Annotated in this window: 15 protein-coding genes; 6 read left to right on the plus strand and 9 right to left on the minus strand. The window is 73.7% G+C overall.

Going from position 1 to position 15,072, the window contains the following annotated elements:
- On the plus strand, window positions 1-711 hold a 711-nt coding region (locus tag FM076_RS30590; RefSeq protein ID WP_173874071.1), incomplete at its 5' end, for a hypothetical protein.
- On the opposite strand, the gene FM076_RS30595 is transcribed toward FM076_RS30590, so the two are convergent.
- Both FM076_RS30595 and FM076_RS30600 read right to left on the minus strand, forming a co-directional pair.
- A complete protein-coding gene (locus tag FM076_RS30595) occupies window positions 689-1,720 on the minus strand; it encodes a methyltransferase (protein ID WP_173874072.1) in 1,032 nt (343 codons plus the stop codon). The genes FM076_RS30590 and FM076_RS30595 overlap by 23 nt on opposite strands.
- Before the next feature lie 253 nt (window positions 1,721-1,973).
- Window positions 1,974-2,615 carry a class I SAM-dependent methyltransferase gene (locus tag FM076_RS30600; RefSeq protein ID WP_173874073.1) on the minus strand — a complete coding sequence of 214 codons (642 nt, stop codon included), beginning with the start codon at window positions 2,613-2,615 and terminating at the stop codon, window positions 1,974-1,976.
- Window positions 2,616-2,839: 224 nt separating this feature from the next.
- Here FM076_RS30600 and FM076_RS34385 point away from each other — a divergent pair, with 224 nt between their 5' ends.
- The gene (locus FM076_RS34385) at window positions 2,840-3,211 is read left to right on the plus strand and encodes a hypothetical protein (RefSeq protein ID WP_243274686.1); all 372 of its coding nucleotides are present in this window, start codon (window positions 2,840-2,842) and stop codon (window positions 3,209-3,211) included.
- 554 nt (window positions 3,212-3,765) lie between these two features.
- Window positions 3,766-4,737 (plus strand): serine hydrolase, encoded by a 972-nt coding sequence (locus tag FM076_RS30610; RefSeq protein ID WP_173874074.1) that lies wholly within the window; start codon window positions 3,766-3,768, stop codon window positions 4,735-4,737.
- 211 nt (window positions 4,738-4,948) lie between these two features.
- Here the strand turns inward: FM076_RS30610 and FM076_RS30615 are convergent, their stop codons facing one another.
- The 3 genes from FM076_RS30615 to FM076_RS30625 form a co-directional block, all read right to left on the minus strand.
- Window positions 4,949-5,374 carry an RNHCP domain-containing protein gene (locus FM076_RS30615; RefSeq protein ID WP_173874075.1) on the minus strand — a complete coding sequence of 142 codons (426 nt, stop codon included), beginning with the start codon at window positions 5,372-5,374 and terminating at the stop codon, window positions 4,949-4,951.
- Between the two features lie 27 nt (window positions 5,375-5,401).
- Window positions 5,402-5,785 (minus strand): RNHCP domain-containing protein, encoded by a 384-nt coding sequence (locus tag FM076_RS30620; protein WP_173874076.1) that lies wholly within the window; start codon window positions 5,783-5,785, stop codon window positions 5,402-5,404.
- Window positions 5,786-6,224: 439 nt separating this feature from the next.
- Window positions 6,225-7,490, minus strand: a complete 1,266-nt coding sequence (locus FM076_RS30625) for an alpha/beta hydrolase (RefSeq protein ID WP_345945345.1) — start codon at window positions 7,488-7,490, stop codon at window positions 6,225-6,227.
- A 247-nt stretch (window positions 7,491-7,737) separates the two neighbouring features.
- On the opposite strand from FM076_RS30625, the gene FM076_RS30630 reads away from it, so the two are divergent.
- Window positions 7,738-8,730 (plus strand): helix-turn-helix domain-containing protein, encoded by a 993-nt coding sequence (locus FM076_RS30630; protein ID WP_173874078.1) that lies wholly within the window; start codon window positions 7,738-7,740, stop codon window positions 8,728-8,730.
- A 197-nt stretch (window positions 8,731-8,927) separates the two neighbouring features.
- Here the strand turns inward: FM076_RS30630 and FM076_RS30635 are convergent, their stop codons facing one another.
- From FM076_RS30635 to FM076_RS30645, 3 genes are all read right to left on the minus strand, one after another.
- On the minus strand, window positions 8,928-10,124 hold the full coding sequence (locus FM076_RS30635; protein WP_173874079.1) for a slipin family protein: 1,197 nt from the start codon (window positions 10,122-10,124) through the stop codon (window positions 8,928-8,930).
- A 247-nt stretch (window positions 10,125-10,371) separates the two neighbouring features.
- Window positions 10,372-10,872 carry a nucleoside deaminase gene (locus tag FM076_RS30640; RefSeq protein ID WP_173874080.1) on the minus strand — a complete coding sequence of 167 codons (501 nt, stop codon included), beginning with the start codon at window positions 10,870-10,872 and terminating at the stop codon, window positions 10,372-10,374.
- A gap of 644 nt (window positions 10,873-11,516) precedes the next feature.
- On the minus strand, window positions 11,517-12,203 hold the full coding sequence (locus FM076_RS30645) for an acetoacetate decarboxylase family protein (protein WP_173874081.1): 687 nt from the start codon (window positions 12,201-12,203) through the stop codon (window positions 11,517-11,519).
- Between the two features lie 235 nt (window positions 12,204-12,438).
- Between FM076_RS30645 and FM076_RS30650 the strand changes: the two genes are divergently transcribed.
- Window positions 12,439-13,473, plus strand: coding sequence for a PHP domain-containing protein (locus FM076_RS30650; protein ID WP_173874082.1), 1,035 nt, complete (start codon window positions 12,439-12,441; stop codon window positions 13,471-13,473).
- Between the two features lie 293 nt (window positions 13,474-13,766).
- Here FM076_RS30650 and FM076_RS30655 read toward each other — a convergent pair whose 3' ends face one another.
- On the minus strand, window positions 13,767-14,171 hold the full coding sequence (locus tag FM076_RS30655) for a DUF5997 family protein (protein WP_173874083.1): 405 nt from the start codon (window positions 14,169-14,171) through the stop codon (window positions 13,767-13,769).
- Window positions 14,172-14,228: 57 nt separating this feature from the next.
- Between FM076_RS30655 and FM076_RS30660 the strand changes: the two genes are divergently transcribed.
- Window positions 14,229-15,011 carry a LysR substrate-binding domain-containing protein gene (locus tag FM076_RS30660; RefSeq protein ID WP_173874084.1) on the plus strand — a complete coding sequence of 261 codons (783 nt, stop codon included), beginning with the start codon at window positions 14,229-14,231 and terminating at the stop codon, window positions 15,009-15,011.
- Window positions 15,012-15,072: the final 61 nt, after the last annotated feature.

Raw genomic sequence — 15,072 nt, forward strand, 5'->3', positions numbered from 1 at the left:
CTCGCCGCCGAGCACGGCCTGCCCGAGGCGTGGGCCGCCGCGCTGCTCACCGGCCGTGCCCCGGAGCACCTGGACGCCGACGGGGTGCGGGCCGCCGCGGCCGCTGTGGTCTGGGCCCTCACCGAGCGCCCGGTCGGTGACCCGGCCGCGGCCGGTGCCCGTACGCTGATCGACCACCTCGGGGACGCGCCGGCCGGCCTGCTCGCCGGGCTCCGGCGGCTGGCGGACCGGTCGGCGACCACCCCGGTACCGCCCGGCCAGTACGAGACCAACCCGCTCTTCAGCGTCCCCGACCTGGTGGCGGAGGTCGCGACGGCCCTCGGAGCCGGCCGGGACGCCGCAGCCCTCCACCTCCAACTCCATGCCCTGGGCCGCCCGTCCGACCGCACGGTCCGGCGCTGGAACATGTGGACCCCGGAGCACCACCGCACCGTCCGCAAGGAACTCACCGCGGCGAAGGCGCCCCGCCCGGCACCGGTCCGGACCGGGCTCCGGCATCGGCACCGGACCCGTCGCCAATGCTGCCTGACGTCCCGGTTCCGGTTCAGGCCCCGGTCCCGGTGCCTGTCCACGAGCGGTTCGTCCGGACGTGGCGGGAGGGGGCCCGGCCCCGGCCATGATGTCACCGGTCCGCTCCTGCCGAAGCGCACGTGCCCTGCCGGGCCGGACCGCTCCGGCTCTGCCGGGGTCAGACCGCTTCGGCTTCGATGAGCGAGGACGCCGCCGGGGCCGGCAGGACGCGGTCGAGCCGGAAGCCGGAGCGGCCGAGCAGGCTGTCGAACTCGGCGGCGGTGCGCTCGCGTCCCTCCAGCAACATCAGCATGACGATGTCCAGTTCGAGAGCGGGGTGCGGGGTTCCGTCGTCGGGCAGCACGGCCTCGACGACGAGCAGCCGGGTGCCGGGCCGCACGGCTTCGCGGACCGTGCCGAGGATGCGCAGGCAGTCCTCGTCGGACCAGTCGTGGAGGACGTTCTTGAGCAGATACAGATCTCCGCCCCCGGGCACGGAGGTGAAGAAGTCGCCGCCTTGCACGCTCCAGCGGCCGCGCAGTTCCTCGGTGTCGAGCAGGTGGCCGGCGACCGTGCCGGGCCGGTCGTAGAGGGTGCCCCGCAGCTCGGGGAAGCGGGTGAGGACCGCGCGGAGGAGACCGCCCTGCCCGCCGCCGACGTCCACGACCGTGCCGCTGGAGGGAAACGGGTAACTGGCCGCGATGTCCTCGTCGGCGGCGCCTGCCCGGGAGGTCATCGCGGCGTCGAAGAGGCGGTGCTTGTCGGGTGTGGCGGCCAGGTACGCGAAGAACGGCCGGCCGTGGGCCGCCTCGAAGCCGGGCTCGGCCGTACGGAGAGTTCCGGGGATGTTCGTTGCGGCCCGGTGGAACATCTCGTCGGTGAAGAGCAGCACGGCGGCGCGCTGGGAGCCGGGTGCGTCGGTGCACAGGCTCCTTCCGGCGTCCGCCAGGGCGAAGGTGCCGTTCTTCTCCTGGAACAGCCCCCGTGCGGCGAGCAGTCGCAGGACGCGGTGCAGAGGGCCGGTCCGGGTACCGGAGCGCTCGGCCAGCTCCTCCACGGTGCGCGGACCGTCGGCCAGGAGATCCGGTATGCCGTGGACGACGGCGGCCCGCAGCGCCGACGCGTGGAGGTGACCGTACATCAACTCCTGTACGGGTGAGGGAAGAAGGTGACTGCCGGGACTGTTCGGCCGGGCGGGGGAGGAGGCCATGGCATCGCTCCTGTCGTGAGGGTGCGGGAGGGGAAACGCTCCCGATGTCGAGTATTCACGCGGATCGCGCGCGGTATCCCGCCGCGCACCGACAGCGGACCTCGGCACGGTCGCCGGAAACCGGCCCACCTTGTCCGCACCTGCCTACCTGTCCACTGGCTCACTGGTTCTCCGGCCCCGCGTCGAGCCGACTCGCCCGCGGCCGGCCACCGGAGGGGGAACGGGTGTGGGGCGGACGACGGCCTGTTCTGTCTCATCCTGGGTCGCGGAAGACAAGCAGGTAGCGCCAGAACAGCAGCCTGCGGATGGTGCACCCCGGCAGCAGTACCGGAGCCTCCCGGTGGATCTCCCGCAGCGACATGACCGGCTGTGCCACCGGAGGTTCGCTCGCTCCCCGTCCGGCTGCCGCGTGCGGGCGGACCCTCTCGGCCGCGGCGACGGCGAGCCTCGCGGCGGCGTTGACGGGCGAGGCGGCCAGAGACCACACCAGGTCGCGCAGCCCCTGCTCCCGATAGCAACCGAGAACCACCAGCACCCCACCCGGGGCGAGCGCGTCACGCAGGGAGGTGACCGTGTCGAAGGGCACGTGGTGGAGGCTGGCCAGGCAGGAGATGAAGTCGTACCGCGCGTGGGGGAGTCCGACCGCGGTGACGTCCGCCTGCCGGTAGCGCGGAGATCCGGGTGGTGGCGCTCCGTCGCCCGTCTGTCCCGACAGCGCGCGGGCCTCGGCGATGATCTTCGCGGACGGGTCGATCGCGTCGACCTCGATACCCCGGCCGGCGAGACGCCGGGCGAAGCGGCCGGTGCCGCAGCCCACGTCCAGCGCCGTCCCGCAGCCCGGCGGCACCTGGCGCAACAGCATACGGTGATAGTGGTCGTTGTGGTCGAAGGGCATGGGCCGACCCTGCCACGCCGCCGGAGAGCCGCCCGCCGGCGGTACTCGCGGCAGTACTCGCCCGGACCGCGCCGCATCCCGTCGGATGCCGCAGCGCGGTAGCCCTTCGGAAGTCGCGTCCAAGGCGGGACGCCGGATGCGGGCCGGTGAGCAGACGTACATCCCAGCGTCCCAGCGCGCACGACGACCCCTGGGCGCCACACCGTTGCCGTAGGCTCACGGCCATGGGCGCGCTCGTACCGTTCCTGCTCACCGCCGTTGTCCTCGCCGCGGTCCTGGGCTTCTTCGCCTGGCTGGCCTCCCACGTCCGCCGCCGGGGCCTGGCGGGCGGTGCCATGAGCGCGGCCCTGGCCTCGTACGAGGAGGCCTTCCGGATCACGGCCCACGAATCCCGCGTGGAGATCCGGGCCCAGTCGGACCGCAAGGCCCCCACCCTGTCACCGGACGGCCACGGGGGGCGGGGATCCGGCCTCGCCGGTGGGACGGGTGAGGGGGATGCGGCGGGCCGGCGCTCTGCCCGGCGGAACCCGCGCCGCCCCCGTCGCCCGCGCCGTGGTCCGGCCCGCTGGTTCGCCCGTGTGAAGCGGGACCGCTGAGCCACGAGCACGCCCCCTCCGCCCCTCCTCCCGGGGGCCCGGGCTGTTCGGCAGCCCCGCCCCGCTTTCCCGCCTCCCCCGCCCCGGAACGGGGGAGAGCACTACCGACCGCGTCCCGGGCGCGCACCCCAACCTTGGTCAGGACCGAGCCGGTCGAGCCGGTCGAACCAGTCGAGCCGGTCGGGCATGTCGAACTGGTCGAGCCGGGAAGTCGCTCACCGCATGTGCGCGGTCCGCGCTGCGCCGTCATCGGGACCGGGCAGCCTGCCGTGAAGATTCTCTCTCCAGGCGGGAGATGTGATCCGGGCCACCCCGGTGCGGCTTTTCCTCGCGTAGGCTCGCGCGACGGCCGGAGGACCGGTGTGTACGCGTCGGTCCCGGCCGGCCACGGACAGCATGCGGGGGGTGCGCCCGGACGCCGGGAGCCGCGGGGCATGGCGTGGCGGCGCCCGTCTTCCCGCGCGGCACCGGTCCGACGACCGACCCGGTATCCCTTTCCCCCACGCCCAGCACGCCCTGACGACCACAGCCACGCACCGAACGGGGAGACCCGCATGAGGAAGAGCACAGGAGCGACGGAGGAGCGCGCGTACCGCGGCTCCAACGGCGCGGAATCCGGCATACCGGGCGGTACGCCCCGGCCGGGCGGACCGGTGCGGCGGCGCGGCGGACGGCTCGTGCTCGGCCTGGCCACCGCGGTCGTGGCGGCGGGCACGGTCGCCGGGACGCCGGCAGCGGCGAAGAGCCCCGACGGCGGCACCGCGCACGCCCGGGTCGGCGGCTCCGAGGTCAGCTGCTCGTCCGACGACGGCGACCTGGCGCAGCGGCTGTCCCGGAAGGTCGCCGACGCGCTGCGCGCGCACCGAGGCAAGGCGGCGGTCGCGCTGTACGACCGCTCCTCCGGCACTTCGTGCTCGTACCGCGCGGGCACCGCGTACGACTCGGCGAGCGTGGTGAAGGCCACCCTTCTCGCTGCGCTGCTGCGGCAGGCGGAGGAGGACCACCGCAAGCTCAGCCCGCGGGAGAAGAAGCTCGCCACCGCCATGATCACCAAGTCGGACAACGACTCCACCAGCACGCTGTGGCGCGAGGTGGGGCGCGGCGGCGTGCGGCACTTCCTCGACCTGGCCGGCATGAAGCACACCGAGCCGGGCCGGCGGGGTTACTGGGGCCTCACCCAGGTCACGGCAGGGGACCAGGCCAAGCTGCTCAAGCTTCTGACCTCCGACAACCGGGTGTTGAACGCCGGGTCCCGCGCGTACGAGCTGCGGCTGATGCACAAGGTCGTCGCGAGCCAGCGCTGGGGCACCCCCGCCGGCGCCCCGAAGGACGCCACCGTGCACGTGAAGAACGGCTGGCTCTCCCGCGCCACGCACGGCTGGCGCGTCAACAGCATCGGCGCCTTCACCGGGGGCGGCCACGACTACGGGATCGCGATCCTCTCCCAGGACAACAGGACGATGGGCGACGGCATCCGGACGGTGGAGGCCGCGGCCCGCGCCGTCCACCGCGAACTGAACCGCTGACAGGCACAGCTCCCGGACCTGTCCGGCCGCCGCGATGGCACCGTGGGTCTGTGGGGCCTGACCCTCGTCAAGGTGCAGCCGGGCATCGTACGCGTCCGGGAGAAGAGCCCGCGCTTCCGAGGGCCGCCGCGACCGGGGCGCGCGATCGAGTCGTGGACGCGGTCGGCGGCGGCCCTCGGGCTCTCACCGGTGCTGGGGAGTGGTCACGCCCTCACAGGGTGAGCAGGGCGCTGCTCGCGGCGCGTGTGTCGCGCAGCGGTCGCAGCGCCAGCCGTACCAGGGCCAGCGCGTTGTCGTCCCCGGCGATGCGGTTGACGCTCAACGCGCCGCAGGCCAGACACTGGTGGACGAGCATCCATTCGCCGTCCGGCCGTACCGACATGCTCAGCGCCTCCATCCGCCCCCGGCACGACGCGTCGCGGTCGCCCGGGACGCGCCGGTCCACATGCAGACTGGCCAGGCAGTTCGGGCAGTGGTTGCGGTGTGCGGTTCCGGGGGCGGCCACGGACACGTCGAGCCGGCAGCCGACGCACCGGAAGCCGTCGGACCGGTGCCCGCCGGGTCCGCGGAGTACGTCCTTGTGCCGCTGTGCGCGCCGCCCGGGGGCACGCCCGGAGAGTCTCTTACGCCGTGGCACGGCGGTCTCCTTTCCCTCCGCCGCCGGTCACAGGTCACCGAATGCTTCGAGCGGGAACGGCGGCTGCGCCAGCGGGCGGACCGCCATGCGCATGAGGATCAGCTGGTTGTCGTCCGCGCACACCGGGTTCGAGGTGAGCTGGTCGCAGCGCACACACCGGTGGATGACCCGCCACGCGCCGTCCCGCAGCACGGCGATGGAGATCGGCGTCATCCGGGAACGGCACTGGCTGGGGCCGCCGTCGGCATGGTCGAGGGTGTGCTGGGAGTGCAGGCACGACGGGCAGTGGTTGCGCCGCCGGCCGTCGGCGGCCACCGCGTTGACGGTCAGGCCGCACCACACACAGGCGAACGTGTCGAGCTTGAGGGAGTTGTGGTGATCGCTCGGGCGAGCGTTGTCGGTGCTGGACACCCGGGGCTCCTTGCTGAGAGGTCTTCGATGACAGCAGGAGTCGGCCGAGCGGACCCCGGAAGAGGCCAACGGCACGCACGCCACCGCCCCTTGGACAGAGGCCGGGCGGCGCGGGCAGGGCTGGGCACCGGTACGGCGTCCGGCCGCCGCCGACCGTCACAAGACGCCGGCGGCGGTACGCGTATGCCGTTACGCGGTGCGGCGAGGCGCGCTCGGCGCGGGCCGGTGCATAAAACACCCTCTCTGGGGCAGAGCCCGGAAACGGTCGAAGACGACAGAAGGAAGCTGGCGACAGGCAGAAGCTAACGGCCGCGACGGGACGCCTGCCACTCATTTTTCCGGGCGGCGTACCGAGCGGGACGCACACGCGGACGGCTCCGCGAAGCCCTGTGAACGTCCCGGCTGGACGGGTGACCGTCCAGCCGGGACGCCGATGGGGCTAGCGCCTCAGATGGCGGTCGAAGAAGGAACGGACGTGGCGCCGGACCACGGGCACCGAAACCGCCGGGGGCAGGGAGCCGACCAGGGCGTGCCGCGCGTCGGCCGTCATGAGCCCCGCCGTCTCCAACTGGGGCGCCAGGGCGGCGTAGTCGGTGAACACCCAGTGCGTGGCACCGTCGATCCGCCGTCGGCGAATACGGCCGCGGGGGTGGGCCGGCATGGCCGACCAGGAGGCCTCCAGCTCCTTCCTGGCCGCTTCCTGGCCGATGAAGCCGTCCGTCCCCAGCAGGAACAGCGGCCTGTCCACCCCGTACCGGGCGACCGGGTACAGCTCTCCTTCCTGACCCGGGCCCTCCGGGGGATGGCTGAGGTAGCCCTCCAGGTTGACCGCCGCCGCGAAACGGCGGTCCTCGTACAGCGCCTCGGCCACCGCGGTGCCTCCGGCCGAGTGCCCGTAGCAGCCCACCCGCCGCAGGTCCAGGGCACGTCCGAGGTGCTCAGGCAGCGGGCGTCCCAGCGCGTCGGGGTTGCGCCCGGCCGCCAGGCCGGCCAGCCGGTCGAGGACGAAGCGCAGGTCGGCGATCCTGGTCTCGATCATGGTCCGGGCCACCCGCGGTTCCTTGCGCGGGTCGTCCCGGAACACCGTCGTGCGGTAGGGGCGGTCGCGGTACGCCGTGGTGTTGGGGAACTCCACCTCGCTCGCGTCGCCGGGATGGTCGAGGCTCACCACGACATAGCCGTGGCTCGCCAACTCCTCGGCGAGAGCGGTGCCCAGGGTGCGGGGGTCGCCGCCGCCGGGACTGTGGAGGAGCACCGGGCGCCGGACGGGCTGCGCGGGCGCCCCGCCGTGCGCGTGCGTGAGGGTGGCGGACCAGTCCACGCCGGAGCGGGGCAGACCGTGGATGTGGACGTCGATCTGCTGGAACAGCGCCGCGGCGCCGGGCGTCATCTGCGGTACGACCGGGCAGCCGCGGACGGAACGCGCCGGGTAGTGCACCGTGACCACCAGCTCCCGTACCGGGATCGCGTCGTCCCAAGGGTCGGGCCGGGAACGGTCGACCAGGTACAGCGTGACCGTACCGACGCGGTGCGGACCGGTGGGAGCGGGAAGCCGTACGGTGACATCGCCCGCGGACCCTGCCCGGGCCCGCGCCTGGGCGCGTGCCGTGCCCGCGCCTCCCGCCAGCAGCGACCCGGTGGCGAGTGCCGAGGTGAGGACGAACGTCCGACGGCTCGCCCCCGGAGCACCGGCGGAACCGGACACAGGTGACGGCGCGGCAGGCGGCGACGAGGCAGAGGACGACGAGGCAGGCGGCGACGGGGGCCGGGACGAGGAAGACCAGCGCGAAGGAATCATGGTGTGCATGCTGTTCCTCCACCCGGGAGCACGGCCATCGTTGAGGCCCAGGACGAAACGATGGCGAGACAGCGCGGAAGAGACCGGTGAGGGGAGAGACCAGTGGGCGGGGAGAGACCAGTGAGCGGGGGAGACCGGTGAGCGGGGGAGACCGGTGATACGCGTTCATTTCACGGCCACCGATTTCGCGCGGGTCCGGTTCGCACCACGGCCGGCTCCCCTGCAAGAGCTGAACGTGGCCCTGCTGCGGATGATCCGCCCCGACGACGGACTCCTCTTCGGCCGTTGGCGGGCGCGGCTTCGCCGGTCCCTGCCGACCGCGGCGAAGCCGCTCGCGGATCTCGTGCCCGCCGGGGAGGCCCCCCGGTTCATGGACGTGTTCGACAGCGAGCTGGCGGAGGGGCTGGACAGCCCGCGCGATGTCCCGCCCGACCTGCTCCGCTCCGAGATCGAGCGGGTCTACGCCCGCCACCCCGGCCCGGCGCCGTTGTGGGTCCGTGCGCTGTACCGGGACGAGGAGGAGGCCTGGCAGGTGCTGCGCCGCGCGCAACTGGCCGCGTTCGAGACCGCCGTGCGCCCGCACTGGGCCCTGATACAGGACCTGCACCAATCGGAGTTCACCCGCTACGCGCTGACCTCGGCGGAGGAGGGCACCGCCGCGGCACTCACCGCCCTCGTGCCGGGCAGCCGCCTGCGCGGGCACACGTGGGAGGTGCGGGCGCCCCGGGAGTCGGACTGGACGCTGTCCGGCCGCGGTCTGGTCCTCCACCCCACCTTCCACTGGACCGGTCATCCCCTCGTCGCCGACCTGCCCGACGGACCCCTGCGTGTGACCTATCCGGCCGGCCCGGGCCTGCCGCTCGCACCGGACCCGGACGGCGGCCCCCACGACGCGCTGGCCCGCCTGCTCGGCCGGACCCGCCTCGCGATCCTGCTCCTGCTCGCCGAGGAGCACACCACGAGCGGCGTCGCCCGTCGCCTCCGCATCAGCAACGCCACCGCCTCGGCCCATACCGCCGCGCTGCGCGGCGGAGGGCTGATCAGCACGACGCGGGCCGGCCGGGCGGTGCTGCACCGGCGCACCGCCCTGGGGGATCTGCTGGTCCGCCGTCACGGCGGAGCGCACGACCACCGCCCGCCGTCCTGACGGCGACGGGACCGCGTGCGGGCACGCGAAGCGGCGGACCGCGGGATGCCGACTCGGTGCCACGGGGCCGACTCCGTGCCACGGGGGCGTTGGCTTCTCGGGCGCCGTGCCGGCCGGTCGCGGTGACCACGGAGGCGCCGGCTCCTCGTCACCGCCCCGGCCGGTCGCGGCGTCGGCCGGCCGTCACGTCCTGGCTGTCACGTCCCGCGGGAGCGGTGGCGACGGCCGTGGCCGGAGTGGGCGCGCTCCTCCTCGGTCCGGTCCTCGCGGCGCCCCTCCCGACGCTCCGCCCGTCCGCGTTCCCGTTCCCGAGGACGGTCGGCGGCGACGTCCTCCGCCGTGGGAAGACCGGTCACCTGGAGTTCCGGCAGCACCATGGCCGGGTCCCGCAACGGCGCTGCCGGGTCGGGCGGCAGGGGACCGGAGAAGGGAGCGGCGGGTTCGGGCATCGCCCCGGTGGGCGAGCCCTGCGCGGTGGGCCGGAACGTGAGGGCGATGTCCTCCCCCGCGTCCTCCTCCGCCCCGCGCCGCTCGCTCCGATCGCCCGTGCCCTTTCGGCCCGCCCCGGCGCCCACCGGCGTTCCGCGGCCCCTGGCCGTGCCCGGCGCGGAGGAGGCGGCCTCTTCGGCCTCGGGCTGCTGCGCGCGCTCCAGGAAGCGCAGCAGCTCGACGGGGAAGGGGAGGACGAGGGTCGAGTTCTTCTCGGCGGCGACCGCCGTGATGGTCTGGAGCAGCCTCAGCTGGAGGGCCGAGGGCTGCACCGACATCTGTTCCGCGGCCTCGGCCAGCCGCTTGGACGCCTGGAGTTCCGCGTCGGCGTTGATGACGCGGGCCCGGCGCTCGCGGTGCGCCTCCGCCTGGCGGGCCATGGACCGCTTCATGGTGTCGGGCAGCGACACGTCCTTGATCTCCACCCGGTCGATCTGCACGCCCCAGTCCACGGCGGGGCTATCGATCATCAGCTCCAGGCCCTGGTTGAGCTTCTCCCGGTTGGAGAGGAGATCGTCCAGATCGCTCTTCCCGATGATCGACCGCAACGAGGTCTGCGCCATCTGGGAGACGGCGAACTGGTAGTTCTCGACCCGGATGACCGCGTCGGCCGGTTCCACCACCTTGAAGTACACGACCGCGTCGACGCGTACCGTCACGTTGTCCCGTGTGATGCCCTCCTGGGCGGGGACAGGCATGGTGACGATCTGCATGTTCACTTTGCGCAGCCGGTCGACGAACGGAACGATCAGCGTCAGTCCGGGTCCTCGGATGTCCCGGTGCAGCCGCCCCAGCCGCAGTACGACGCCGCGCTCGTACTGCTTGATGACGCGGACCGCCGACAGGGCCCCTATGGCCGCCACTACGGCCAGCACGACGAGGACAGTTATCACTATGTCTGTCATGGCAGCACCTACCGTCCCGAGCAGGTACTCCCAGCGTAGATCTGCTCAGCCCCGTGGGCGAGCGCTGGACGGCGCCCCCCCCGGCGCCGTCGGTGAGGTGGCGCGGGGTGACCGAAGGTGACAGAACGCACCGCCCCCGGGGTGTACCGCCCCCGGGGTGTACCGCCCGCCCATCAGAGGTGTGTTGCTCCCGCGAGCGGCGTGCCGTGGGGCCGGCCCCGCCGGAGCCCCACGGCGGACGCGCTCGTCAGTAGTCGACGCGGTCGGACTTGGCCAGCCACGCGTCGAACGGCGCGGTGCGGTTCGGCAGGTCCAGCTGCTCGACCCGCATCGGCCACATCGAGGCGGGCTTCTTCTCGAAGAGGTCGTAGAACTTGCGGTCGTCGAAACCGGCCACCGCGGCATCGTGCCGGTCGGCGGAGTAGACGACCCGGTCGACCCGGGCCCACAGCGCGGCGGAGAGGCACATCGGACACGGCTCGCACGAAGTGACCAGGACGCAGCCTTCGAGCGAGAAGACGCCCAGTTCCTTGCAGGCGGCGCGCATCGCGCTCACCTCGGCGTGTGCCGACGGATCCAGGGTCGAGGTGACCTGGTTGTTCCCGAGCGCGACGATCCGGCTGCCCTTGGCGACCAGCGCGCCGAACGGGCCGCCGCCGTTCGCCACACTGGCGGTGGCCAGGCTGATCGCCTCTTCCATCCAGGCGCGCTCGGATCCCTGGACACTCGCTTCTTGGGTGGTGGTCATGGTCACTCCTTCTCGGGAAGACGGGGGGATGTTTCGCCTGCGCATTCCGGATGCCGGCCCGCCGGGGGAGCATCACGCTCGGACGCCGCAAAGGTGCTCGGGAGTGACCGGGGGCGGGTCAGGTGCAAACCCGTCGCGTTGCGGATGGTGGACACGACGGCCATGGCGTTCACGACGGCCATGGCGTTCACGAATGCCATGGCGCTCACGACCGCCGGGGTCGTGAGGCCGGTGGGTGCCGCGCTGGGGAACGGGGAGTCGGGGCGCTCCCGAAGAGCGGCGCTGCCCCTCCCCGCACCGGCCGGCACCGCGTCGCGGTCGCCGCGTTCCGCGACCACCGGGAGCCCGGGACCGGCCCGGGCGGCCTCCGGTCGCCGACCGGACGACGTATCCGTCACAGCTTTCTCCTCAGCTCGGCGAGAGGGGGCGGGTCGGGAGGAGATCCGCGGGACCTCTCACGTGCTTCGTGGCACCGCGCCTCGCTTCGTCGCGGTGTGTGTGAGGAGTACACAGCCAACCGGGACGACTCAGCTAGGAGTGGAAGACATGAAAGCGACCGCAGGTCGGGGCCGGGTCTTCGTAGGTACGCACAAGAGCCGGGCCGGAGCCGCGCGGTAGACATCTCCTACGCGCGGCCCAAGGCGTCAACCACGCCGGGCGCGGCGCCCGTCGGGCGGCGGGGACCCCACGGTCGCGGTGAAGCCGTGCAGCGAGACGGCGGCCAGCGGGCGGCGTCCGGCGAGGTAGCCGAGCGGGCCGTCCGGCGGGGCGGAGAGCCGGGCCCGGGCCAGGGACGCCGTGGCGCGCAGCCGCATAGGAACCTCGCACACCCCGCCCAGGTGCGGCTGGAGCAGCCGCGACCGCAGCCGCACCCTGCCCGGCAGGGACAGTACATCGAGCTGGACGGCGCCCACCCTGGCGTCCTCCCGGCCCGGTGCGGACACCAGCCCGGTGTACGCGTGCGTCCGGCCGCCGCGTCCGGTCGGGAGCCCGGTGGCGAACGAGAAACGGGCGAGCTGTTTGGGAATCCCCCACAGCGCCCGGCCGCCCGCCGCCGAGCGGGCGTCGTCCACCCATGCCTCGACCGCGCAGCCGGCCGGTCCCCGGCGGTCCCGGACGGCGACCGCGACGAGCAGCTCTCGGTAGGCGAGCGTGCCGCCGCGCCGGTAGTCCACCCAGAACGTCACCACGGCGCACCGGTTCCGCCACCGCGACAGCCGGACGCCCGGCGGCAGGTGCCAGTCGGGCAGCCCGGAGACGGGGAGCTGCCACAGCGCCGCGAACATCTCTCCCCGCAGGTGCCACGGCTGCGGCGGATACTCCTCACTCACACGCTTCACCCTTTTCCGGCATCGGCGGGACCGAGCGTCACCAGGCGGGCCGCCCTGGCGCGGCCTGACCGTCTTCATGGTGAAGGGCGGGGCGAGGCCCCTCATCCTGGGGACGGTCATGACACCCTCGCTGAGAAACGTCTCGGGCCCCGCCACCGACAGGCGAGGGCGCCCGGACCGGGCCACCGTGGAGGGAGGAGCGTCCGGACCGGGCCGGTGAGGAGAGGGGCACGGGGTGGAACCGAGGGCCGCGTTGGAGCGGATCGCGTTCCTGCTGGAGCGCGCCCAGGCACCGACGTACCGGGTGCGGGCCTTCCGTACGGCCGCGGGGGTGCTGGCCGGGCTCCCGGCGGGCGAGACCGAGGAACGGGCCCGGTCCGGCTCGCTGGAGGCGCTGAAGGGCGTGGGCCCCAGGACCGCGCAGGTCGTACGGGAAGCGCTCGACGGCGAGGTGCCCCGCTATCTGGCGCGGCTGGAGGCGGAGGCGGACGGCGAGGCCCCCGTGCCCGAGGCGGCACGGGAGCTGCGGGCGGCGCTGCGCGGCGACTGCCACCTGCACTCGGACTGGTCCGACGGCGGCAGCTCCATCGAGGAGATGGCCGCGGCGGCCCGCACGCTCGGGCACGAGTGGGCGGTGCTCACCGACCACTCGCCACGGCTGACGATCGCCAAGGGCCTGTCCGCCGACCGGCTGCGCGCGCAACTGGACGTGGTGGCGGAGGTGAGCGAGCGGCTGGCGCCGTTCCGGCTGCTGACGGGTATCGAGTGCGACATCCTGGAGGACGGCACGCTCGACCAGGACGAGGAACTGCTGGCCCGGCTCGATGTCGTGGTGGCCTCGGTGCACTCCGAACTGCGGATGCCCGGGGACCGGATGACGCACCGCATGGTCCGCGCCGTCAACAACCCGCTGGTGGACGTGCTGGGGCACTGCACCGGGCGGCTGCTGTCGGGCAGGCGGCGGCCGGAGTCGGAGTTCGACGCCGCGGAGGTCTTCGCCGCCTGCGCGGAGTCGGGGACGGCCGTGGAGATCAACTGCCGTCCGGAGCGCAGCGACCCACCGCGGCGCCTGATACGGCGGGCCCGGGAGGCGGGGGCGCGCTTCGCCGTCGACACCGACGCCCACGCACCGGGCCAGCTCGACTGGCAGACGGGCGGTTGCGTTCGGGCGGCCGAGTGCGGGGTGGGGGCGGACGAGGTCGTCAACGCCCTGCCGGCCGAGGACCTGCTGCGCTGGACGAGCCGGGCTGAGCAGGACGAGCCGGGCTGAGCAGGACGAGCACGGGCTGAGCCGGACGGACTCCGGCCGACCGGGCAGGAGGGCCTGGGCCACGGGACAGCGGTCACGTCCGTTCCGGTACGGTCCGCTTCCGGTCCCGTCGGTCCGTTTCCGGTCCCGTCGGTCCGTTTCCGGTCCCGTACCGCGGAACCGACCGCTCAACGGGGTGCCACCCGCTGGGCGCGCACTCCAGCCTCCTCAGCCCGCCGCCGGACCCGGCACGGCCGTGGGCCGACGCCCCGGCGACGGGTCAGGAGGCGGGGCGAGGGGCCGGCGGTGAGGAGTCAGCGGCGGGGCGCGCCTGACCGGTCGTCGCGCTCGGCGTTCTTCGCCTTGATGCGTGCCGCCTCCTTGCGCACCTCGGCCTGCGTGGCGCGCTCCTTCTGGAGCCACTCGGGGTTCTCCGCCTTGAGCGCCTCGATCTGCTCGGTGGTGAGGGCCTCGGTCACACCGCCGCGGGCGAGACCAGAGATGGAGACGCCCAGCTTCGCGGCGACCACCGGACGGGGGTGCGGGCCGTTGCGGCGCAGGTCGGCCAGCCACTGGGGCGGGTCGGCCTGGAGCGCGTTCAGCTCGTCGCGCGAGACCACGCCCTCCTGGAACTCGGCGGGGGTGGCTTCGAGGTACACACCCAGCTTCTTCGCCGCGGTCGCGGGCTTCATGGTCTGGGTGGTCTTGTGCGACGTCATGGGACCAGGGTATCGAGCGTGCGCGGTGCCTTTGACCGCGCCCGGTAGCCTGGCGAAGTGACAGGCTCGGACACCTCCCCCTCGCCCACCCCCTCGTTCCGGCTCGCGTACGTCCCCGGTGTGACCCCCACGAAATGGGTGCGGATCTGGGGCGAACGGCTGCCGGACATCCCGCTGCACCTCGTCTCCGCCGCCGCTGCCGAGGCCCCCGACGTGCTGCGGGACGGTGGCGCGGACGCGGGTTTCCTGCGGTTGCCTGTCGACCGTACGTACTTCAGCGCGATCCCCCTCTACACCGAGACGACGGTGGTCGTCGTTCCCAAGGACCACCTCGTCACCGCGGCGGACGAGGTGACCACCGAGGAGCTGGCCGACGAGATCGTGCTGCACCCTCTCGACGAGGTGCTCGACTGGGAGCACCGGCCGGGGCGGCCCGCCAAGGAGCGTCCGGCGACGACGGCCGACGCGGTCGAACTGGTGGCCGCCGGGATCGGGGTCCTCGTCGTCCCCCAGTCGCTGGCCCGTCTCCACCACCGCAGGGACCTCACCTACCGGCCCGTCCCGGACGCCCCCGTCTCCCAGGTGGCGCTGGCGTGGCCGGAGGAGCGGACCACCGACATGGTGGAGGACTTCATCGGCATCGTCCGCGGCCGTACCGTCAACAGCACCCGTGGCCGCAAGGCACCCGAGCCGCAACAGCAGCCGCCGCGGAAGAAGCGCCAGGAGAAGCCCGGCCCGCGCCGCAAGCCCGCCTCCGGCCGGCAGCCCGGCAAGGGCCCGCGGGGCGGGTCGGGCGGCCCCAGGGGCGGCCGGAGCGGCAAGCCCCGCCGCCGTTCGTGACCGGCGGCCGGGACGGCGGGTGGCCCGCCGGGCCCCGTCCCCGGCCGCCGGTCGCCGTATC

The sequence above is a fragment of the Streptomyces albus subsp. chlorinus genome, assembly GCF_013302895.1.
Lineage (GTDB): Bacteria > Actinomycetota > Actinomycetes > Streptomycetales > Streptomycetaceae > Streptomyces > Streptomyces chlorinus.